A 20,990-nucleotide genomic window follows, 5' to 3' on the forward strand; every position below is an offset into this window, starting at 1 on the left:
CCCCGGCCCGAGCGGGCAGAGTCGGTGCCGGACACCCGAGCCGGAGGCCGTGCGAGGAAAAGTCTCGAAGAGATATCGCCGCGTTCCCTCCCTTGACACCCCGTCCCGGACCGGCGACTCTTCAACACATCACCTGTGGGAGCGCTCCCACGGGCCCTGACACATACACAACCCGCACGTTCCCCGCCCGAGCCGCAGCCAGCACGAACGGGCCCAATTCCATGCAGTTGGCCGGGGGGTCGGCACGTCAGGCAACAGGAGGACGCAATGCGCACGAGCATCCGCCGGTCCCACCGGCTGGTGGCCTTCACGGCCGTGGCCGCTCTGGCCACGGGGCTGCTGGCCGGCTGCGCCAACGACTCGGACGACGGCTCGTCGGACGCCTCGGGCGGCAACGGCAAGGGCAAGATCACGCTGACCGTCGGGACCTTCGGTGTCTTCGGCTACAAACAGTCCGGCCTCTACGACGAGTACATGAAGCTCCACCCGGACATCAACATCAAGGAGAACGTCACCACCCGTACCGACGTCTACTGGCCCAAGGTCCTCACCCGCCTCCAGGCCGGCTCCGGCACGGACGACGTCCAGGCCATCGAGGTCGGCAACATCACCGAGGCCGTGCAGACGCAGGCGGACAAGTTCGTCGACCTCGGCAAGGAGGTCGACAAGTCCCAGTGGCTGGACTGGAAGAACGCCCAGGCCACCACCAAGGACGGCAAGCTCATCGGGCTCGGCACCGACGTCGGCCCGATGGCCATCTGCTACCGCAAGGACCTGTTCAAGAAGGCCGGGCTGCCCACCGACCGGGAGACGCTCGCGAAGGAGTGGAAGGGCGACTGGGCGAAGTACGTCGACGTCGGCAAGCAGTACATGAAGAAGGCGCCCGACGGCACCAAGTTCGTGGACTCGGCCTCCTCGGTCTACAACGCGGCCCTCGGTGGCGGCAGCGAGCGGTACTACGACAAGGACGGCAACGTCATCTGGGACAAGTCCACGGGCGTGAAGAAGGCCTGGGACGTCGCGATGAGCGTGGCCACCAGCGACATGTCGGCCAAGCTGAAGCAGTTCGACAAGCCGTGGGACCAGGGCTTCGCCAACGCCAAGTTCGCCACCGTGGCCTGCCCGGCCTGGATGATCGGCTATATCGAGCAGAAGTCCGGTGACTCGGGCAAGGGCAACTGGGACGTGGCGGCGGCGCCGACCGCGGCCAACTGGGGCGGCTCGTTCATCGGTGTGCCGAAGGCGGGCAAGCACCAGAAGGAGGCCATCGCCCTCGCCAAGTGGCTGACCGCCCCGGCCCAGCAGGCCAAGGTCTTCGCCAAGCAGGCCAGCTTCCCGTCGACCCCGTCGGCGTACGCGAGCCTGAAGCCGGCCGCGGACACCACGGCGTACTTCTCGAACGCGCCGATCACCCAGATCTTCGCCGCCTCGGCCAAGACCATCCCGGTGCAGTACTTCGGCACCAAGGACCAGCCGATCAACTCCGCCCTGACGGACGTCGGCATCCTCCAGGTCGAGCAGAAAGGCAAGTCGCCCTCGCAGGGCTGGGACGCCGCGAAGAACGAGATCAAGGACGTGCTCGGCCAGTGACCAGCTCCAAGCAGGCTCTCGCGCGCCCCGCGACGAGCGCCGACACCGCGCCCGGCACCCCGCCGGGCGCGGCCCGGGGCGCTCACGGTCCCGGTACTCCGGCGGGCGACGACTCGTGGCGCCGCCGGCTGTACCGCTGGGACATGAAGGCCGCGCCGTACGCGTTCGTGGCCCCCTTCTTCATCCTCTTCGGGGCCTTCTCACTGGTCCCGCTGCTCTACACGGCCTGGTACTCGCTGCACGACGTGCAGTTGTCCTCGCTGGACCACCAGACGTGGGCGGGGCTGGACAACTACCAGCGCCTGCTGTCCTCGGACTTCTTCTGGAACGCCCTGAAGAACACGTTCACCATCGGACTGATCTCGACCGTGCCGCAGTTGCTCGCGGCGCTGGGGCTCGCCCATCTGCTGAACTACAAGCTGCGGGGCTCCACCGCGTGGCGCGTGGTGATGCTGACCCCGTACGCCACCTCGGTGGCGGCCGCGACCCTGGTGTTCACGCTGCTGTACTCGTGGGACGGCGGCATGGTCAACTGGGTGCTCCACTTCTTCGGCGTGCACCCGGTCAACTGGCGTGAGTCCGACTGGGGTTCGCAGTTCGCGGTGTCGTCCATCGTGATCTGGCGGTGGACCGGTTACAACGCGCTGATCTACCTCGCGGCGATGCAGGCGATCCCCGCCGACCTCTACGAATCGGCGGCGATCGACGGCGCCAACCGCTGGCAGCAGTTCCGGCACGTGACGGTCCCGCAGCTGCGGCCGACGATCCTGTTCACGGTCGTCGTCTCCACCATCGGCGCCACCCAGCTGTTCGGTGAACCGCTGCTGTTCGGCGGGGTGAGCGGGTCCAAGGGCGGCTCCGAGCACCAGTACCAGACGCTCGGTCTGTACATGTACGACCAGGGCTGGGTCATCGGCAACCTCGGCAAGGCGTCCGCGATCGCCTGGACGATGTTCCTGCTCCTGCTGATCATCGCCGCGGTCAATCTGCTGCTCACCCGACGGCTGAGGAAGTCCCAATGACCACCAGTGAACTCACCCTGCCCAAGGCGGCGACGGAGAAGCCCGGGCGGCGCCGGGCGACGGGGGCGGGCAAGCAGCTGCACGCCGGCCCGGTGACGTACGTCGTGCTGACCGTGTTCGCGCTGGTGTCGCTGGCCCCGCTGGTGTGGACGGCGATCGCCGCCTCGCGCACCGACCGGCGGCTCGCCGAGACCCCGCCGCCGCTGTGGTTCGGCGGCAACCTGTTCAAGAACCTCCAGGCCGCCTGGGACCAGGCCGGACTCGGCACGGCGATGCTGAACTCGGTGATCGTCGCCGGCACGATCACCGTGAGTACGGTGCTGTTCTCCACACTGGCCGGCTTCGCCTTCGCCAAGCTGCGGTTCCGGTTCTCCGGACTCCTGCTGCTGCTGACCATCGGCACGATGATGATCCCGCCGCAGCTGGCCGTCGTACCGCTGTACCTGTGGATGTCGAACCTGGGCTGGTCCAACCAGTTGCAGACGGTGATCCTGCCGAGTCTGGTGACCGCGTTCGGCACGTTCTTCATGCGGCAGTACCTCGTGCAGGCGCTTCCGACGGAGCTGATCGAGGCGGCTCGGGTGGACGGGGCGAGCAGTCTGCGCGTCGTCTGGCACGTGGTGTTCCCGGCGGCGCGGCCCGCGATGGCCGTGCTGGGGCTGCTGACGTTCGTGTTCGCCTGGAACGACTTCCTGTGGCCGATCATCGCCCTCAACCAGCAGAACCCGACCGTCCAGGTGGCCCTCAACGCCCTCGGCACCGGGTATGTCCCCGACCAGGCGGTGATCATGGCGGGCGCGCTGCTCGGCACGCTGCCGCTGCTGATCGCCTTCCTGCTGTTCGGCAAGCAGATCGTGGGCGGGATCATGCAGGGCGCGATCAAGGGCTGACCGGCCCGGTACGACGACCCCAGGGGCCGCCGGTCCACCACCGCTCCGGCCCCTTCCCCTCCCCCTCACCCCCTTCTTCTTCTCGTCGGTCTTCACGACCCCCAATGGGAGCGCTTCCATGCCTGAGCCCGTTACCCCCGTGACCTTCCCTCCCGCCTTTCTCTGGGGCGCGGCGACCTCCGCGTACCAGATCGAGGGGGCGGTGCGGGAGGACGGCCGTACCCCCTCCATCTGGGACACCTTCAGCCATACGCCCGGCAAGACCGCCGGCGGCCAGACCGGTGACGTCGCCGTCGACCACTACCACCGCTACCGCGACGACGTGGCGCTGATGGCGGACCTGGGCCTGAACGCCTACCGCTTCTCCGTGTCCTGGTCCCGGGTGCAGCCGACCGGCCGGGGCCCGGCGGTCCAGGTGGGCCTCGACTTCTACCGCCGGCTGGTGGACGAGCTGCTCGCCCACGGCATCAAGCCGGCCGTCACCCTCTACCACTGGGACCTGCCGCAGGAGCTGGAGGACGCGGGCGGCTGGCCGGAGCGGGACACCGCCCTGCGGTTCGCCGAGTACGCGCAGATCGTCGGCGAGGCCCTCGGCGACCGGGTGGAGAACTGGATCACCCTCAACGAGCCCTGGTGCAGCGCGTTCCTGGGCTACGGCTCCGGTGTGCACGCCCCCGGCCGCACCGAACCGGCGGCCACCCTGCGCGCCGCCCACCACCTCAACCTGGCGCACGGACTGGGCGCGACGGCCCTGCGGTCGGTGATGCCGGCCCGCAACCAGGTGGCGGTCAGCCTCAACTCCTCGGTCGTGCGGCCCCTTTCGCAGGACCCGGCCGACCTGGCGGCGGCCCGCCGGATCGACGACCTGGCCAACGGCGTCTTCCACGGTCCGATGCTGCACGGGGCGTACCCCGAGTCGCTGCTCGCCGCCACGGCGTCGCTCACCGACTGGTCGTACGTCCACGACGGCGACCTGGACACCATCCACGTGCCGCTGGACGCGCTGGGCCTGAACTACTACACCCCGGCGCTCGTCTCTGCGGCCTCGGAGCGGCTGACCGGCCCGCGCGCGGACGGGCACGGCGCCAGCGAGCACTCCCCGTGGCCCGGCGCCGACGACGTGCTGTTCCACCAGACGCCGGGTGAGCGCACGGAGATGGGCTGGACGATCGACCCGTCGGGCCTGCACGAGCTGATCATGCGCTACACCCGGGAGGCGCCGGGTCTGCCCCTCTACATCACGGAGAACGGCGCCGCCTACGACGACAAGCCGGACGCCGACGGCCAGGTCCACGACCCCGAGCGCATCGCCTATCTGCACGGCCACCTCGCGGCAGTCCGCCGGGCCATCACGGACGGCGCCGATGTGCGGGGCTACTACCTGTGGTCCCTGATGGACAACTTCGAGTGGGCGTACGGCTACGACAAGCGGTTCGGCGCGGTCTACGTGGACTACGCCACGCTGGAGCGGACGCCGAAGTCGAGCGCCCGCTGGTACTCCGGGGCCGCCCGCACCGGGGTGCTGCCCGCGGTGGAGACGGCCTGACGGGCACCGCCTGACGGGCGCCCGAACAGGGGGGGGCGGGGCGCGGCACCCCAGAGGAGTGCCGCGCCCCGTTTGCCGTGCCCTTCAGCTCAGTTGAAGGCCCCGAACGCCTTGGAGAAGGCGAACTTGTCCTGGCTGATGGAGCTGCACGTGGCGTCGGCGGTGGGCTTGGTGCCGCCGGCGCAGGCCTTGTCGCGGGTCGCGGACCACATGGCCAGCCAGCCGAGGCCCTTGGACTTGGCGAAGTTCACCAGCTGGGTGGCGTCGTCGACCTTGAAGACCTCGGCGGAGACGTCGTTGACGCCGATCATCGGGGTGACCGCGACCGCCTTCCAGGCCGCGCTGTCGGACAGCCCGAGCACGCTCTTGACCTGGGCCTGGGTGGCGGTGGCCGCCTGGATGGCGTAGTCGCCCATGTCACCGTTGAACGAGGCGCCGTAGTCCATCGCCATGATGTTGACGGCGCTCGTCCTCACGCCGTTCGCCTTGGCGTTGGACAGCAGGTCGACGCCGTCCTGGGTGAGGCCCTGGGGCATCACCGGGAGGGTGAAGGAGACGTCCAGGCCGGGGTACTGCGCCTGGAGCTTGGCGATGGCCTGGGCGCGGCGGGTGTTGGCGGCGGTGTTGGGCAGCGCGCCGCCCTCGATGTCGAAGTCGACCTTGGTCAGCTTGTAGGCGTCGATGACCTTGCCGTAGGCCGCGGCGAGCTGGTCGGCGGAGGAGCAGGTGGTGCCCAGTTCGGAGCCGGAGGCGCCGCCGAAGGAGACGCGGACGTCACCGCCCTTGGCGCGCAGGGCGCCGATCTGGGAGGCCACGCCGTCGCTGTTCAGGTCGGTCACGCCGCCCCACTTGGGGGTGCAGCCGCCGCCGTCGGTGATGAAGGCGAGGTTGTAGTTCTTCACGCCGGTGGCGTCGGCGGAGCCGAGCAGGTCGAACGCCGGGTAGAGGGAGGTGTCGACGTAGGGGGAGAAGCCGGCCGAGGAGGTGGTGCCGGTCCCGGTGCCGGTGCTGTGGGAGGGCGTGGGGGTGGGGGTCGCGCTGTGGCTGGGGGTCGGGTTGGGCGTCGGGGCGTCGGTGGGGCGGCCGCTCGGTTCGGGGGTGGGGCCGTCGTCCGCGGAGCACTTGGTGTCGTCGACGAGGCAGTGGGCCGGGTCGCCGGTGCCGCTGACGACGAAGCCGACGGTGACGGACTTGCCGGGGGCGAGACCGGCGGTGTCCCACTTGGCGGGCTTGACGGTGACGTGCTGTCCGCTGACGCTCGACTCGCCGTTCCACAGCGAGCTGAGCTTGGTGCCGGCCGGCAGGTCGAACTCGAGCGTCCAGTCCTTCTCGGCCTGGCCGCTGTTGTTGGTGACGACGTACTGCGCGGTGTAGCCGGTCGACCAGCTGCTGGTCTTGGTGTACGCGGCGTTCACCCCGGCCGCGTTGGCGGTCCCGGTGAGCAGGAGGGCGCCGCCGCCGACCACCGCCGCGGCGACCACGCCGCCTATCGCCTTGTTCCTGCCGCTGATCCTGCGCCGGTGGGTGCTCATGCGCGTGCCTGCCTTCACTGCTCACTGGAGGGGGGTAACAGGGGATGTCACAGCCCTGTGGGGTGCGGCAGCACGTTAGCGATACGGAATCGGACAATCGGCTTGATGCGGACGGCGGTTGGCGTCCTTAGGGTGCACTTAAGGAAGGGATCGGGGGCGGTTAAAGGTAGAGACCAGTTTGCCCGTACGGCGTCTGCGGACGCGGTGTCCGAGGCGGGCCGGGCGCCGTCCGTCGAGCTGGAACCAGATCCGCACCTCGGTCCCGCCCAGCACCGAGGAGCCGATGCGGACGTCCCCGCCGGTGGATTCGGCGAGGCGGCGCACGATGTCCAGGCCGAGGCCGGTCGAGCCGTCGCTGCCGGAGCCGCGGCCGCGGGCCATCGCCGCCTCGGGGTCGGGTATGCCGGGGCCCGCGTCGGAGACCAGCACGATCACCGCGTCCTCGCCGTTGTGCACGTCGACCGCGAAGGCGGTGCCCTCGGCGGTGTGCCGGAACACGTTGCCGAGCAGGGCGTCGAGGGAGGCGGCCAGGTCGGCGCGGGCCACGGGTATGCGCACCGGCCGGTCCACGCCGGCCACCCGCCACTTGCGGCCCTCGTCCTCGGCTAGCGCCGACCAGAACTTCATGCGCTCGCGGACCACTTCGGCGGCGTCGCAGCCGGCCCCGGCCCCGGCCGCCACGGTCTGCGGCTTGGCGTCGCGCGCGGTCCGGATGATCGTGTCGACCTCCCGTTCCAGCTGGGCGACGGCCGCCCGGGTCTGCTCGGCGGCGGGACCGGCCCCGAGGGAGGCCGCGTTCAGCCGGAGCACGGTCAGCGGGGTGCGCAGCCGGTGCGAGAGGTCGGCGGCCAGCTCCCGCTCGTTGGCGAGGAGCTGTACGACCTGGTCGGCCATGGAGTTGAACGCGACGGCCGCCAGCCTGAGTTCGGTCGGACCGTCCTCCGGGACCCTGGCCCCCAGCCGGCCCTCCCCCAGCTCGTGGGCGCCCTCGACCAGCCGCCGCGCGGGCCGCACCATGCGCACCCCGAGCCGGTCGGCGACGGCGACCGAGCCGATGATCAGGGCCAGGCCGACGGCGGCGAGCACCGCCCAGGCCGTGCCGACGCCGTTGCTCACCTCGGACTCGGGCACGTACACCTCGACGACGGCGATCGCGCCGGAGCCGAGCGCGACCGGTTGCAGCAGGGTGAAGCCGCCGCTGACCGAGGTCGTGGAGGCGCGGCCCATGTTCCGTACGGCGGTCACGTCACGGCCGGCGGCGCGCTGCCGGCCGATGTCGACGGCCGGTCCGGAGCCGTCGGCGGGCAGGTGGACGGCCATCCCGGAACCGGCGCCGGCGGAGGCGACGACCCGCTCCAGCTTGTCCCGGTCGGTGGTGATGGACAACGCGGGGGCGACCGCGGCGGCCTCCCGCTCGGCGCCTGCGAAGGCGCGGTCGCGGGCCATCTCCTTGACCACGAGTCCGAGCGGGACGGCGAAGGCGACCACGACCATCGTGGTGACCGCCAGGCAGACCTTGACCAGCGCCCATCTCATCGCGGTGGCTCCCCCGGTGCGGGCGGCTCCAGCTTCACCCCGACACCCCGGAGGGTGTGCAGGTAGCGGGGCCGGGCGGCGGTCTCCCCCAGCTTGCGGCGCAGCCAGGACAGATGGACGTCGATGGTCTGGTCGTCGCCGTAGGACTGCTGCCACACCTCGGCGAGGAGTTCCTTGCGCGGGACGACGACGCCGGGGCGGCCGGCGAGGAAGGCGAGCAGGTCGAACTCGCGGCGGGTCAGGTCCAGTCGCGCGCCGTCCAGGTCGGCCTGCCGGCGCAGCGGGTCGACGGTCAGGCCGCCGACGCGCAGCACGGGCGAGGGCGGGGCCTCGCCGCCGCCGGACCGGGCCCGGCGCAGCACGGCGGCGATGCGCGCGGACAGGTGCTCGACGGAGAACGGCTTGGTCAGGTAGTCGTCCGCGCCCGCGTTCAGCAGCCGGACGACCTCCGACTCGTCGTCGCGCGCGGTGGCGATGATGACCGGCACGTCGGTGATGCCGCGCAGCATCTTCAGGGCCTCGGAGCCGTCCAGATCGGGCAGTCCGAGGTCCAGGATGACGACGTCGAAACGGAGATGGGCGACCTCGCGCAGCGCCTCCAGTGCCGTACCGACGCTGCGCACGGTGTGCGAGGCGTCGGTCAGGTGCCGGATGAGCGCCGAGCGTACGAACTGGTCGTCCTCGACCACGAGCACACTTGCCATGCGCCGCACCGTACGCCATCCGCGCGAGCCGCATCCGGGCCTGTGGACAACTCGGCGGTTGTGGAAAACCTCTCCTCGTCGACGGGACGCGGGACACCCGTGGGACGGGTGGGGCAGTATGGCCCGACGATGCGCAGAGGACTCGTTCACGTACTGGCCTGGCTGCTCGCGACGGGCGCGGCGGTCACGCTGTCGTGGTGGGGTGTCCACACGGTGATGGCCGGCACGGCGTACGACCCGCCGCGCGCCCTGCCCATCACCGCGGCCGAGGTGTCGGCGCAGCGCTCCGGGGCGCCCTCGTCACCGCCGCCGCCCCCACCGCCGTCGCACAGCGGCTCTCCCTCTCCCTCCCCCACCCCGCGCACGTCCGCGCCGCCGAGCCACCGGCCGTCGCACTCCCCTTCTCCCTCGGCGTCGGCGTCCGGCCGGGTCAAGGCGTACGACACCGACGGCGGCCATGTCGTCTTCGCGCTGGCGTCGGCGGACGCCACCCTCGTCTCGGCGACGCCGGGGACGGGCTGGTCGATGCAGGTGTGGAAGACGGAGACGTGGATCCGGGTGGAGTTCAGCCGGGGCGCGGACCGTGTGTCGGTCTTCTGCGACTGGCACGACGGCCCGCCGCACGTGGACGTGGGCACCTACTGACCGCTCCGTGGCACCGCGTTCATCCCGTTGACCGCGCGTCGCGGAAGACGGACGCCGGCGGGGCCGGGGAGGCCGTGGCCGTGGCGTCCGTGACGGGGGTCGCGCCGCCGGTGAAGTCGATGAGGGGTCTGCCGTGTTCGAGCCGGCCGGGGTGCGGGTCGGAGGCGGCCCGGCGGGTGAGGTCGGCGAGCGGGAGGGTCCGGTCGGCGGCGACGAGGATCGCGTTGCCGAAGCGTTTGCCGCGCAGCACGGGCGCGTCCGCGATCAGCGCGAGGTCGGTGAAGCGGGCGGCGGCGGTGGCGATCTGGCCGCGCAGATGGGCGAGCGGCGGGCCGTCGGCAAGGTTGGCGGCGTAGAGACCACCGGGGGCGAGGGTCCGGCGGACCTCGTCGAGGAACTCGGTGGACGTGAGGTGGGCGGGGGTCCGGGCGCCGCTGAAGACGTCGGCGACGACCAGGTCGGCCCAGCCGTCCGGCACCTTGGCCAGGCCCTCGCGGGCGTCGGCCGTCCGCACCCGGATGCGGGCGCCCTGGTCCAGCGGCAGGGCGCGGCGGACCAGCTGGACGAGGGCCGCGTCCCGCTCGACGACCTGCTGGGTGGAGCGGGGCCGGGTGGCGGCGACGTACCGGGCGAGGGTGAAGGCGCCGCCGCCCAGGTGCAGGGCCCGCAGCGGTCTGCCGGGCGGGGCGGCGAGGTCGATGACATGGCCGAGGCGGCGCTGGTACTCGAAGGAGAGGTGCGCCGGGTCGTCGAGGTCGACGTGCGACTGCGGCGCCCCGTCGATCAGCAGCGTCCAGGCCCGGGGGCGGTCCCGGTCGGGTATGAGCTGCGCGAGTCCGCCGTCGACGTCTTCCGCCACGGCCTCGGCGGCCGCCGTGCCGCGCCGGGTGTTCCTGGACCTGCCCATCGGACCATTTTCGCAGGCGGCGGGAAGGCGCGCCGTGCGGGACCTCAGCGGCAGCTGTCCGCGGCCTCGATCATGCGGGCCGCCTCGCCGAGGGCGCGGCGCAGCACCGCGGGGTCGGTGGCGGGGTGGGCGCCGCCGGGGGGCAGCAGCCAGTCGGAGCCCTCGACCGGGGGTTCGGGGTTCAGCCGCAGTCCGCGCCCGTCGGTTCTGGTGCAGGTGCTGCCGGGCACGTCCCAGCCGGCGGCCGTACCGGCCGGCACCAGGAAGCCGAGGGTGTCGCAGCCGTCGTCGTGCAGCACGGGCCCGACGGTCTCCCCGATGCCGCGGCGCAGGATGTCGACCGCCTCCAGGCCCTGCCGGGTCGGCACCGTCACCAGGTCGCACAGCGGCGGGCCGCCGGGCGCCCCCGTCCCACGCGCCCATGACAACGACGTACAAGGATCGTTGCTCTGGCTGGTCTCCATGCCGGCCTCCACCACACTGCCTTGTTGCGGTCCATGGAGTTCAACGCGCGAGCGCGTCAACGGCTACGGCGGAAGTGCGCCGCAAAGGATGGCAGTTCATGGCAGATCGTGGATGAGATATCCGGTTTGTAGCCAAACACCGCGTAGCGGGTCCGGCACAGCAGGTACGTTCTTGCCCGCCGGAACCAGGGCGCCTTGCGGACAACTCGTCCGAATCCGCCCCGGCTCCGGCATGGTTCGACGGTTCGCACGAGAGGACCCGGCCATGGCGCTGTCAACCGAGACCTCGTCCCAGCCCGACCAGCCACCGCGGCCCAACCTCGCCTTCCGGCGGTTGCGCGGCCACCGTTCACCGGCGGAGTTCGCCGCGCTGGTACGGCGGGCCGCCTGCGAGATCGGTGAGCGGGTCAGCTGCGACGCGCGGTACGTGGGCAGGGTGGAGGCGGGTGAGATCCGCTGCCCCAACTACGCCTACGAACGGGTGTTCCTGCACATGTTCCCCGGCCGCACGCTCACCGACCTCGGGTTCGCGCCGCGCTCGTCCGTCCGCGGACGCGCGGCACGTCCGGCGCCGGACGACCCGGTCGTGCCCCCGCCGAGGTCACCGGGCCCGCTTGAGACGTGGGGGGCGTGCGAGCCGTATGAGCCGTACGAGCCGTACGGCGAACCGCACGAGCCGTACGACCCTCACGAGCCGTACGAGAACGACCACCTGAACCACGAGGAGAGCGACGTGCTGCGTCGCGCATTCATGACCGGCACCGGCGCCACCGTCGCCGCCGCCACCCTGGGCCCGCTCGGGTTCGCCACCGACGCCGCGGGGGCCGGCCGGCCCCCGCGCCGCGCCGGTACCGGTGAGGCCTCCGCCCTGGAGGAGGCCGTCCGCCGCATCCGGCTGCTCGACGACCGGCACGGCGCGGACGGCCTGTACCAGCGCGCGGCGGCACCCCTGCGCGCCGCCTACGCGCTCCTGGACGCCGGCGCGACCCGGCAGACGACCGCGGAGCGGCTGCACTCGGGCGCCGGTGAACTCGCCATCTCCGTCGGCTGGCTGGCCCACGACTCGGGCCGCTTCGACGACGCCCGCTCGCACTACGCCGAGGCCCTGGCCACCGCCCGGGTCACCGGTGACCCGGCCCTGGAGGCGCACGCCTTCTGCAACACCGCGTTCCTCGCCCGGGACGCCGGCCGGCCCCGGGAGGCGGTCCGCGCCGCGCAGGCCGCCCAGCGCGTGGCCCGCCCCGTGGGCTCCGCCCGCCTGATGTCCCTGCTGGCCCTGCGCGAGGCCGGCGGCTGGGCGGGCCTCGCCGACCGCACCGGCTGCGAGCAGGCCCTCGCCCGCGCGCGGGCCCTGTTCGACCGAGGCCACTGCGACGCCGACCCCGAGTGGATGAGCTTCTACGGGGAGGCCGAACTGGAGGGACTGCAGGCGCAGTGCTGGTCCACCCTCGGCGACTGGCGCCGCGCGACCCGCCACGCCCGCCGGGCCACCGCCCTCCAGGACCCGCACTTCACCCGGAACATCGCCCTCTACACCGCCGAACTCGCCGACGACCTGGCCCGCGACGGCCGCCCCGACGAGTCGGCGACGGCGGCCCTGCGCGTCCTGTCGCTCCTGGACCAGGTCCAGTCCTCCCGCATCCAGACGATGCTGGCGGGCACGGCCCGGGTGCTCCTGCCGCACCGACGGGCCTCTGGCGTCTCGGAGTTCCTGGAGAGGCACGCCTCGCTGCCGCGCGGGGTGCGGGCCTGACGCGTCCCCTCCGTCACCGGTCCCGGCCCGTCAGGACGTGTTGCCGCTCGGGCCGAAGAACTCGATCTCCGCGATGGCGACCTGTTTCTTCGACGACGTCAGGAACGACGACTCGATGGTGAAGCGGACCTTGGTGACCTCGCCGACACGGAACTGGACCGGTTGCGCGCCCGAACCCTGGTCCAGGGTGATCTCCCGGTCGACGACCGTGCCGTCGTCCCGGGTGATCGTCGCCTTGACGCGGTGCGGGAGCGCCGACGTGGTGTTCTTGTCGGCGTGCGCGGAGACGCCCGGGGTGATGAGCAGGTCGAGCAGCCTGGTCGGCTGGTCGAACTTCGCCTCGATCCACTGACCTTCGCCGGGCCCCGCGACGCCCGGCCCCCACCACGTGTTGCTCTTCTTGTCGATGACCAGCAGCGGTTTGTGGCCCGGGAAGGTACGGGACGCGCTGATGGCGTCCGGGGTGACCTCGGAGCGCTTGGCGAAGTGGTCCTTGGTCGCCTGGATGCCCTTCGGCAGATTGACGGCGGCGACGATCAGCGCGGCCAGGACGATCGCGTAGCCGGCCCAGCTCAGGATCCGCCCGAAGGTGCGGCGCAGCCGCGGCCGGTCGCCCGCCCACGGGGTCTCGCCGCGCCGTCCGTCGAGCAGCCGCCGCCACCAGGGGCGCGGCGGCGGTGGCTCGGAACCACCGGCCATCGGCATCGCACACCGGGTGCAGTAGTGGCGGTCGGGCCGGTTGGGCGTGGCGCACCAGGGACAGGCGACACCGCCGCCGGTGCCGAGTTCCTCGCCGGGGGCGCGCACCGACTGGGGGCGCTGGGGTGTGGGACGGCCGGGCAGTACGGGGACGACGGACGGGGTGGCGGCGGGCCGGGGCTCCGGGTCCTGGACCGGGACCAGCAACTGCCGGGCACGGTCGTTCAGGTCGTCGCCGCCCTGAGCGGGCAGGGGCGGGTACGGGCCGACCGGTTCGGCGTCCGGTGCCGGGTCCGCGTCCGGTACGGGACCGGGTCCCGGCATCGACCCTGCGTGCGGCACCGGACCCGAGCCCGGCATGGGACCCGCGTGCGGTATCGGTTCCGTGGGGGCGGTGTCCTCGACCGAGCGCGGGCCGCCCAGGGGGGCCGCGTCCGGGGCCGTGTTCGGGCGGTCGCGCAGATCCGCGTCGGGGGCGTAGCCCGCCCCGCCCGTTCGGCCCGCCCCACCGGTCTCGTCTGCCCTGCCCGCCGCGCCGGCGTCGGCCGTATCGGCGGCGGGATCCCGGCGGCCGGAACCCGTGGGCGCCGTACCCGAGGCGGCGCCGGGTACGGGCCCCACGCCCGGGGCCCGCTGCGACCGCGCGGCGGAGCCAGAGCCCGGGACGGCCGCCGACCCCGCTGCGGCGGCAGCACCGGGCCCGTCGTGCGCCGCGCGGGTGGCGGGACGCGCACCCTCGTCGGTCCGCGCGTAAGCGCCCCTGCCGGGGACGCCGGCGGCGCCCGCCGCGACAGGCGCCGTGGCTCCCGCACCCGTAGCGGTACCACCGGTCGCGGCGCCGGAAGCCCCCGCAGGCCCGGCCGAAACGCCGGAGGCCCCCGCCCAGCTCAGTACGGCACCGCAGGCGTCGCAGAACGACTGGCCAGGCTCCGCGCGGGTGCCGCACTCGGCGCAGTTCTGGGTGGTCGTCATCTCTCCTGGGTCCTTTCAGCGGGTTCGTCCGGCGACCCGGCGGGCGCGGGACGAACCCGCCCCGCGGCCCGGGTCACCTGGACCGTGTACGGCATGTGGGCGGGGCGGGCGGCGGACACCAGGGTGTCCAGGCGGTGTTCGTCCGCGCGGGTCGGGTGGGGCAGCCGGATGAGCACGTGCAGCCGGGGCCGCGTCTCGCCGGGGACGGGGCCGAGCGGGCGGGCGCTCCAGTCGGCGGCCCCGCTCTCCGTGATCTCCGGTTCGACGCCGAAGGCGAGCCGCACCGCCTCGGCGAGTCCACGCCGGGTGCCGCGCACCCGGTGCAGACGGGCGGCGGCGGCCACGGCGGCGCGCAGCCTGTCCTCCGGTTCGCTGCCGTCGGTCTCGGCGCCGATCCACGCGCCCAGGTACTGGGTGAAGTCGAGTGGTGCGAGGGACGGCGTGAAGTAGGCGTCGACGCAGTCGAGCACGTTGAGGATCGGCGCCACGGTGTCGTCGAGGCCGCCGACGAACCGCTGTGCGAGGTCGTCGTCGGCGAACACGGCCGGCAGCATCGGGCCGATGGGCGCGGACGAACCGAGCCCGTCGATCGCGCCCCTCATCCGTGCCACCCCCCGTCGCGCTGAACGGACCTGCTCACGAGCCCTCCCCGATGACGCGGACGCGGTGGTCGAAGGAGAACACCAGGGACGGCGCGTCCAGGTCGATGCGGTCGGTGGCCTCGCCGCGTTTGCCGGTGAGCGGGTCGGCCGCGTGCAGGATCACCTGGTCGACCAGTTCCACGCCGGGCACCCGTTGCAGGACCGCGAAGATCTCGCCAGACTGCACGGGCCGTCCGAACGGCCAGCCCCTGCCGTCCGCTCCGCCGGTCAGCGGGTCGATGTGGCGGTAGAGCGCGTCGTGGGCCTCGCGGCGTACCCGGTCGGTGTCGACGCCCTTGAAGGCGTGCACCGTGGCGACCACCGTGACGCCCTGGTAGAAGGGCGGTCCGACCGCCAGCCGGGTGCCGATCAGCCGCCGTTCGTCGAGATGGCGGGTGATGCGTTCCAACAGACTGTCTCCGGGGACGAGTTGCTCGAATCTGAGCCGCCCGCCGGGGTCCGGTACCGCCTGCGGCACCACCAGCACCCGCACCGCGTAGGCGCCGTGCTCGCTCTCCTCGCCCTCCAGGCAGGTGATGCGGGCGGTCTCGGGGGCGGCCCGGCGGGCCAACTCCTCGTAGTCCCGCAGGGTGACGGCCCGTTCCTGGGCGCGCAGGGTGATGGGCGCGCGGACCTTCGCCTCCTCGACGGTCTCGCCGTCGACGCCGCCGCGCGCGGCCTCGCGGTTGGCGACCTCGGCGATGTACGGGATGGAGGTGCGCAGGATCTGCACGGCGCCGCGGGCGACGTTGCCGGCGCGGCCGCCGCCGGTGCGGTAGCGGCGGGCGCGCAGGACCGCGCCCTTGGGGGCGACGGCGCCGAACTGCCGTAGTGTGCCGTCGGGTTCGCGGACGGCGGGACCGAAGGCGATCTCCCCGGTGGTGGCGTCCAGGGTGATGTGCCGGTCCCCGGGTCCGGAGGCGGCGAAGTGCGGGACGACCTGCCAGTCGGTCCAGCCCTCCTCGTACTCGGCGCTCTGCAGCAGCAGCGGCGGGTGGTCGCCGACGACGGGCGCGTGCTGGAGGCGGAGCCGCTGGCCGGGCAGGCCGGTGGACTCGCCGAGTGCTTCGTCGTGGACGGTCTCGGCGTGGACGGCGGGGGTGGTGCCGCCCATCGTGTAGCCCTCGGCGGAGCGGACGGTCGGGGAGGTCGTGTAGAACGGCTGGGCGGGGTGCGGTTCGGTGACGCGGCAGCGCAGCCAGCCCGCCTCCTGGCCGCCGTTGCGGGACAGGATGTGGCCGCCGGGCACGTGCAGGACGACCTCGCCGGGCCGGTTGAGGCCGCCGGTGCCGTCGCGGTCCACCTCGCAGGGCTGCCAGCCGTCCGCGGTCCACGCCTCCCACTCCAGCGGCGGCTGGCGCGGGTCGACGCCGACGCCGTCCACGCGGGAGTCGAGTTCGAGGACGACCGCGCAGTGCGGGACGGCCGCGCTGAGGCCGATGAGCATGCAGTCACCGGGATGGGGCGACTCGGCGAACACCATGAGGTCCTTGGCCTCGGCGAGGTCCGCGGTCAGGTCGGTGACGGCCTGACCGCTCGCCTGCGTCAGCAGGAACCGCACCTCGCACGGTACGACGGCCAGTTCCCGCTCGGTGGCGAAGACGACCGCGTCCTCACTCTCGGTGCGCAGCGTGGCGACTTCCGCCCCGAGGGGCACCTGCACGACGTCCTCCTGCGGCGCCGACAGCCAGAACGTGACGTCGGTACGGGCGGCGGCCGGGGGGAAGAGGGTGATGCCGACGAGGTCCAGGAACGCGAGGTGGTTCTTCTCCGGCACCCGGTTGAGCCGGTAGACGATCTGGTCGGCCATGTGCGCGACCGTCTCGACGAGGGTGACACCGGGGTCGGAGACGTTGTGGTCGGTCCACTCCGGGGCGCGCTGCTGGATGTAGCGCTTGGCGTCGTCGACGAACTGCTGGAACCGGCGGTCGTCGAGGTTCGGGGAGGGCAGGGGCATCAGCGGTCGCTTTCGGGGGAGTTGCTGCCGGGGCCGTCGCCGAAGGGGCCGCCGGCGCCGTCCTCCTCGTGGGAGGGGATGACGTAGAACGGGAAGACGAGGCTGCGCGGGTTGTTGGTGCCGCGGATCTCGTAGCGGACGTCGATGTAGAGGACGCTGCGGTCGGTGCCCGCGGTGACCGCGACGTCGGTGACCTCGATGCGCGGCTCCCAGCGGTCCAGTGTGGTGGCCACCTCGTGCTGGATGCGGCCCGCGGTCTGCTCGTTGACCGGGGCGAACACCAGGTCATGGATGGCGCAGCCGAACTCGGGCCGCATGGGCCGCTCCCCCGGCGCGGTCGACAGCACGAGCCGGATCGACTCCTCGATCTCCCGCTCGCCGCTGACCAGGGCGATGCCGCCGGTCGGCCCGATACGCAGCGGGAACGACCACCCGGAGCCGACGAACTGTTCGGACATCAGAACCACACCCGCCTTCGGGGGACACGAACCCTGCACTCACGGCGGCGACGGCCACCGTCCACCGCCCGGACCCCGCCGCCCCTCACGGCACCACCCCCACGATCGGGAACGTGGTGACGACGAACAGCTCGCTGGCGATCGCCGTCGACATCGCCTTGATCGTCGTGTTGGCGACCGAGTTGATCTGCACCGTGCCCTCACCGCTGAGGGACAGCAGACCGACGGCGTTCACGTTGAGGGCGCCGCCCGCGACCAGACCGATCTCGCCGCCGGCCTTCACGTTGACCATGCCGCCGCCCTCGATGCTGACCGCGCCGCCGCTCTTGATGTCCACGCTGCGCCCGCCGGTCAGGGACAGGTCGGCGCCCGCGGTGACGCTCACCGAGCGGCTGCCCTTGATGCTCACCGAGCCCTTGCTGTCGATGGTGATCTCGGTGTTGGTGCGGTCCATGTTGATGGTCAGCTGCCGGTCACCGGTGGTCAGCCGGACGCCCTGCTTGCGCAGGGCGGTCTTCTGGCTGAGCAGGTCCATACGGTTGCCGTCGCGGTCGGAGACGGTGTGCCGGGCCGCCTTCTTGCGCACGGCGTCGATCAGCGGCACGTCCCCGACGGTGGTCGGCCTGTCCTTGCCGTTGTAGAGCCCGCCGATCACGAACGGGTGGTCGAGCGCGCCGCGGTCGAACGCGACGAGCACCTCGTCGTTGACGTCCATCGGGAACACCCCGCCGCCGCCCAGGCCGCCCATCTGCACCGTGCGCGTCCAGTCGCTGACGTACGTGTCGTCCAGCCAGGGGAACTTGAGCCGGACCCGGCCCTGCTTGAGCGGGTCGTTCACGTCGGTGACGAGGGCGTTGGCGACGCCCGGCAGCTTGGCCCCGGTGCCCGTGCCGCCCCCGCCGGAGGTCAGCCCGAACAGGGAGCGCCACTGCCGGCCGCTGACGGTCACCCACGACTCGTAGTGCTTGCCGTCGTCGAAGACGTGCCGTACGGAGGTGGCCGTGTACTTGCCCTCGAAGGGCTTGCCCGTGTGCGTGAGCGTCACGGGGACGCCCGGCCGCAGCTTCGGGTTGCCCCGGGCGATCACCTCCACCTCGGCGAAGGAGGCAGTGACGTCGTCGGCGAGGGCGTCGGAGGCGTACCTCACCTCGGCCGACTTGTCGTACGGAACGGAGGTCTCGACGAGTTTGCCCGGCTTGAACCTGGCCGCCGCCTTGGCCGGCGAGCTGCCGATGGCGAATTCCGTGTTGGCGGTGGCGGGCGAGACGGAGCTGAGCGCCTTCTTCTGGGTGACGTCCCAGCCGCGCGCCTCGACCTTCCCGATCTGGTCGGACGCGGTCACCGCCGCCCTCAGCCGCAGGATGTCGTGCCCGGCCTGGAGAACGAACGGGCTCTTGTCGCCCTCCGTGCTCGTCGCGGGTGCCCCCGAGGCCGGTTTCGGCCGCACGAACTGGAACATGCCGTCCGCGTCGACGGACATGACCATCTCGTTCTCGTCGGCGAGCCGCGCGAGGAAGTCCCAGTCGGTGACGTTGGACTGGCTGATGAACTCGTACACCGTCTTCGTCGCCTCCACCGTGCCGACCGGCACGCCGTCCTTGGCGGCGAGCTTGCGGGCGATGTCGGACGCGGACTGGTTCCGGTACGCGGCGACCCGGCGCTGCCGCATGAGCCGGTGCCCGAAGTCGTAGCCGCGGATGACGGTGTACGTGCCGGTGCCGTCGTAGTCGGCCTCGAACCCGGTGATCTCGCCGGTCAGCAGGGTGTCGCCGACGCCCTTGCCGTCGGCGACGGTCGAGATGGTGACGCGGCTGCCGAAGTCGGCGTTCAGCTGGTGCGTCATGATCCGGAACGGGTCGCGGAAGCTGAGCTGGAAGGCGGCCGGCACCCCGGCGCCCTGGTCGACCCGGCCCTCGACGAGCGCGCGGGCCGCCGTGTCGGGCAGCTTCCTGCCGTCGATCTCGACCCTGAGTACGGCGGACGTCGCTGGACGCACCATCAGCCTCGCACCTCCGATGCGGCGGGCAGGATGAGCTGCGTGCCCGGGAACACGTGGGCCGGGTTGTCGATGCCGTTGGCCTCGGCGATCGTCCGCCAGGCGTTCGCGTCGCCGTACTCCCGCCAGGCCAGCGACTGCAGTGAGTCCCCGGCGACGACCCGGTGCACGCGCTGCGCCGTGAGCGCCCCGGACGTCGGGTTCTGCCCGGCCGTCCTGCTGGGGATCTCGGTCAGCTGGAGCTGGACGGCGGCCCGGATGGGCATGCCGCTCGTGCCGAACAGGGAGTAGGTGCTGGACAGCGAGGACACGTACGCCGTGAAGCGCGCGGTGGAGAAGGACCCCCACTGGAAGACCACCCACGGCGGCGAGGGCTTGTTCGCCGCGATGGACGTCGAGGTCACCTCCAGGCACAGCAGCAGCGATTCGACCATCTTCATGACGTCGTTGCTGTCCGGGTCGTCGGAGCGGTCCAGGAAGATCTCCAGGCTCATCTCCGTGGGCTCCACGCCCATGAACTCCGGTGTGGGCCCCTTGCGTTCGGCCTTGACCGGGGTGACGCCCCACTGGGCGCGGCGGCTCAGCTGCAACTGTGCGGGGTTGTACTCGAACTTGAACGTCTTCATGAGCGCGCCGGGCGTGGTGCTGCCCTCGCCCAGGGGCGGTTCGTGGATCGCGAGCGTGGCCCGGACGAGGCTGCTGCCGATGTGGGGAATGCTGACCATGGTCGGAGATCTCCTTCCGGTTCCTTCGTTTCCAGTCCGTTTCAGTCTGTGAAACCGTGGTGGGTGATCTCCAGGACCTCCGTGGCCACGGCCGGGCTGGCGGGATCGAAGGAGGGGCCCTGCCAGCTGACCGGGAGCACGTCGAGCAGACCCCAGGTGGCCACCTCGGACCCGTCGGCCCGCAGCGCCCGGATCTGCCCGGTGGGCCGCGAGATCCCGGTCTGGACGGAGGAGATCCACGCGGCGACCTTCGCGGTCTCCGGTGTGATCGGCCGGGTGAGCCGGATGTTGGAGAAGGTCACCCGGGTCGGCAGCTGCCACACGAAGCCGTTGTTGCCGCCCTCCTGCCGCTGCTCGACCTCGACCTGGGAGGACAGCCCCTCGCACCCGTTGAAGTAGCCGAGGTCCTCACCGTCGATGGACAGGGAGAACCAGATGGTGGAGCCCGGGTCCATTCTGGACATCGAGAGGGCCTTTCTTGAGGGGCTGTTCGGTACGGCTGGGGTGGTACGGCTGTGGTGGTACGGCGGTGGCGGCTGCCGCCGGCCGGTGTGCTGCTCAGTGCCTCGGGTCGCGGAGTCGGCCGATCCGCTCGCGGTCCATGCGGAGTTCGGTGCGGAGCTGCCGTGTGATCCTGGGGATGATCAGTCGCACCAACTGGTCGAGCTGATGCTCGGTGAGGGCGCGGGGGGCGAACCCGTTGCCGGGATTCTCCGAGTACGCCGGCAGCCCGCCGGCGCCTCCCGGGCCCGCGGAGTACGGCGGCGGGGCGTCGCCACTTGGGCCGGCCGAGGTGCTCCTCCGGGTACGGCGCATCCGGCCCAGCGTGGAGGAGACGGTCGAGGCGGCAGAGGCGGCGAGGGTGCCGATGGCTCCGGAGGATGACAGGGCGCGCTGCACCGGGGCCGGGTCCGGACCCGGGGGCGAGGGGGGGCTGCTCGGGAGGACGGGCG

Annotated in this window: 19 protein-coding genes; 6 read left to right on the top strand and 13 right to left on the bottom strand. The window is 72.2% G+C overall.

The genetic code is table 11. The annotated features are described in order from the left end of the window. Positions 1-267: 267 nt before the first annotated feature. The 4 genes from ABZ854_RS07285 to ABZ854_RS07300 all read left to right on the top strand — a co-directional run bounded on the left by ABZ854_RS07285 (position 268) and on the right by ABZ854_RS07300 (position 5,048). Positions 268-1,590 carry an ABC transporter substrate-binding protein gene (locus tag ABZ854_RS07285; protein WP_361205600.1) on the top strand — a complete coding sequence of 441 codons (1,323 nt, stop codon included), beginning with the start codon at positions 268-270 and terminating at the stop codon, positions 1,588-1,590. Beyond that, a complete protein-coding gene (locus ABZ854_RS07290) occupies positions 1,587-2,612 on the top strand; it encodes a sugar ABC transporter permease (RefSeq protein ID WP_361205603.1) in 1,026 nt (341 codons plus the stop codon). Before ABZ854_RS07285 ends, ABZ854_RS07290 begins: the two co-directional genes overlap by 4 nt. Then, entirely contained in the window at positions 2,609-3,502 is an 894-nt protein-coding gene (locus tag ABZ854_RS07295; RefSeq protein WP_361205605.1) for a carbohydrate ABC transporter permease, read from the top strand. Before ABZ854_RS07290 ends, ABZ854_RS07295 begins: the two co-directional genes overlap by 4 nt. Before the next feature lie 118 nt (positions 3,503-3,620). Then, a complete protein-coding gene (locus ABZ854_RS07300; RefSeq protein ID WP_361205608.1) occupies positions 3,621-5,048 on the top strand; it encodes a GH1 family beta-glucosidase in 1,428 nt (475 codons plus the stop codon). Between the two features lie 89 nt (positions 5,049-5,137). Here ABZ854_RS07300 and ABZ854_RS07305 read toward each other — a convergent pair whose 3' ends face one another. The 3 genes from ABZ854_RS07305 to ABZ854_RS07315 all read right to left on the bottom strand — a co-directional run bounded on the left by ABZ854_RS07305 (position 5,138) and on the right by ABZ854_RS07315 (position 8,820). Next, the gene (locus tag ABZ854_RS07305) at positions 5,138-6,580 is read right to left on the bottom strand and encodes a cellulose binding domain-containing protein (protein ID WP_361205612.1); all 1,443 of its coding nucleotides are present in this window, start codon (positions 6,578-6,580) and stop codon (positions 5,138-5,140) included. 138 nt (positions 6,581-6,718) lie between these two features. Then, positions 6,719-8,116 carry a HAMP domain-containing sensor histidine kinase gene (locus ABZ854_RS07310; protein ID WP_361205615.1) on the bottom strand — a complete coding sequence of 466 codons (1,398 nt, stop codon included), beginning with the start codon at positions 8,114-8,116 and terminating at the stop codon, positions 6,719-6,721. Beyond that, positions 8,113-8,820 (bottom strand): response regulator transcription factor, encoded by a 708-nt coding sequence (locus tag ABZ854_RS07315; protein WP_129309023.1) that lies wholly within the window; start codon positions 8,818-8,820, stop codon positions 8,113-8,115. The genes ABZ854_RS07310 and ABZ854_RS07315 overlap by 4 nt, the downstream gene beginning before the upstream one ends. A 129-nt stretch (positions 8,821-8,949) precedes the next feature. On the opposite strand from ABZ854_RS07315, the gene ABZ854_RS07320 reads away from it, so the two are divergent. Further along, positions 8,950-9,465, top strand: coding sequence for a hypothetical protein (locus tag ABZ854_RS07320; protein ID WP_361205618.1), 516 nt, complete (start codon positions 8,950-8,952; stop codon positions 9,463-9,465). 19 nt (positions 9,466-9,484) lie between these two features. Here the strand turns inward: ABZ854_RS07320 and ABZ854_RS07325 are convergent, their stop codons facing one another. Both ABZ854_RS07325 and ABZ854_RS07330 read right to left on the bottom strand, forming a co-directional pair. Further along, on the bottom strand, positions 9,485-10,372 hold the full coding sequence (locus ABZ854_RS07325; protein ID WP_361205621.1) for a fused MFS/spermidine synthase: 888 nt from the start codon (positions 10,370-10,372) through the stop codon (positions 9,485-9,487). Positions 10,373-10,416: 44 nt separating this feature from the next. Further along, on the bottom strand, positions 10,417-10,836 hold the full coding sequence (locus ABZ854_RS07330) for a hypothetical protein (protein WP_361205624.1): 420 nt from the start codon (positions 10,834-10,836) through the stop codon (positions 10,417-10,419). Between the two features lie 265 nt (positions 10,837-11,101). On the opposite strand from ABZ854_RS07330, the gene ABZ854_RS07335 reads away from it, so the two are divergent. Then, positions 11,102-12,589: a hypothetical protein gene (locus ABZ854_RS07335; protein ID WP_361205627.1), complete on the top strand. Its 1,488-nt coding sequence runs from the start codon at positions 11,102-11,104 to the stop codon at positions 12,587-12,589. 30 nt (positions 12,590-12,619) lie between these two features. Here ABZ854_RS07335 and ABZ854_RS07340 read toward each other — a convergent pair whose 3' ends face one another. From ABZ854_RS07340 to ABZ854_RS07375, 8 genes are all read right to left on the bottom strand, one after another. Next, positions 12,620-14,260, bottom strand: a complete 1,641-nt coding sequence (locus ABZ854_RS07340; protein ID WP_361205630.1) for a zinc ribbon domain-containing protein — start codon at positions 14,258-14,260, stop codon at positions 12,620-12,622. Further along, positions 14,257-14,862 carry a phage tail protein gene (locus ABZ854_RS07345; protein WP_361205633.1) on the bottom strand — a complete coding sequence of 202 codons (606 nt, stop codon included), beginning with the start codon at positions 14,860-14,862 and terminating at the stop codon, positions 14,257-14,259. The genes ABZ854_RS07340 and ABZ854_RS07345 overlap by 4 nt, the downstream gene beginning before the upstream one ends. A gap of 34 nt (positions 14,863-14,896) precedes the next feature. Then, positions 14,897-16,858, bottom strand: a complete 1,962-nt coding sequence (locus ABZ854_RS07350; protein ID WP_361205636.1) for a putative baseplate assembly protein — start codon at positions 16,856-16,858, stop codon at positions 14,897-14,899. Then, complete coding sequence (locus ABZ854_RS07355; protein ID WP_361205639.1) at positions 16,858-17,316, bottom strand: GPW/gp25 family protein; 459 nt, start codon at positions 17,314-17,316, stop codon at positions 16,858-16,860. The genes ABZ854_RS07350 and ABZ854_RS07355 overlap by 1 nt, the downstream gene beginning before the upstream one ends. Before the next feature lie 85 nt (positions 17,317-17,401). Then, positions 17,402-19,315 carry a VgrG-related protein gene (locus tag ABZ854_RS07360; RefSeq protein WP_361205642.1) on the bottom strand — a complete coding sequence of 638 codons (1,914 nt, stop codon included), beginning with the start codon at positions 19,313-19,315 and terminating at the stop codon, positions 17,402-17,404. Continuing rightward, the gene (locus ABZ854_RS07365; RefSeq protein WP_361205645.1) at positions 19,315-20,037 is read right to left on the bottom strand and encodes a LysM peptidoglycan-binding domain-containing protein; all 723 of its coding nucleotides are present in this window, start codon (positions 20,035-20,037) and stop codon (positions 19,315-19,317) included. Before ABZ854_RS07365 ends, ABZ854_RS07360 begins: the two co-directional genes overlap by 1 nt. A gap of 41 nt (positions 20,038-20,078) precedes the next feature. After that, on the bottom strand, positions 20,079-20,501 hold the full coding sequence (locus tag ABZ854_RS07370) for a phage tail protein (protein ID WP_361205647.1): 423 nt from the start codon (positions 20,499-20,501) through the stop codon (positions 20,079-20,081). Between the two features lie 94 nt (positions 20,502-20,595). Beyond that, positions 20,596-20,937, bottom strand: coding sequence for a hypothetical protein (locus ABZ854_RS07375; RefSeq protein WP_361205650.1), 342 nt, complete (start codon positions 20,935-20,937; stop codon positions 20,596-20,598). Positions 20,938-20,990 lie beyond the last annotated feature (53 nt).

The sequence above is a fragment of the Streptomyces sp. NPDC047028 genome (assembly GCF_040644095.1).
GTDB lineage: Bacteria > Actinomycetota > Actinomycetes > Streptomycetales > Streptomycetaceae > Streptomyces.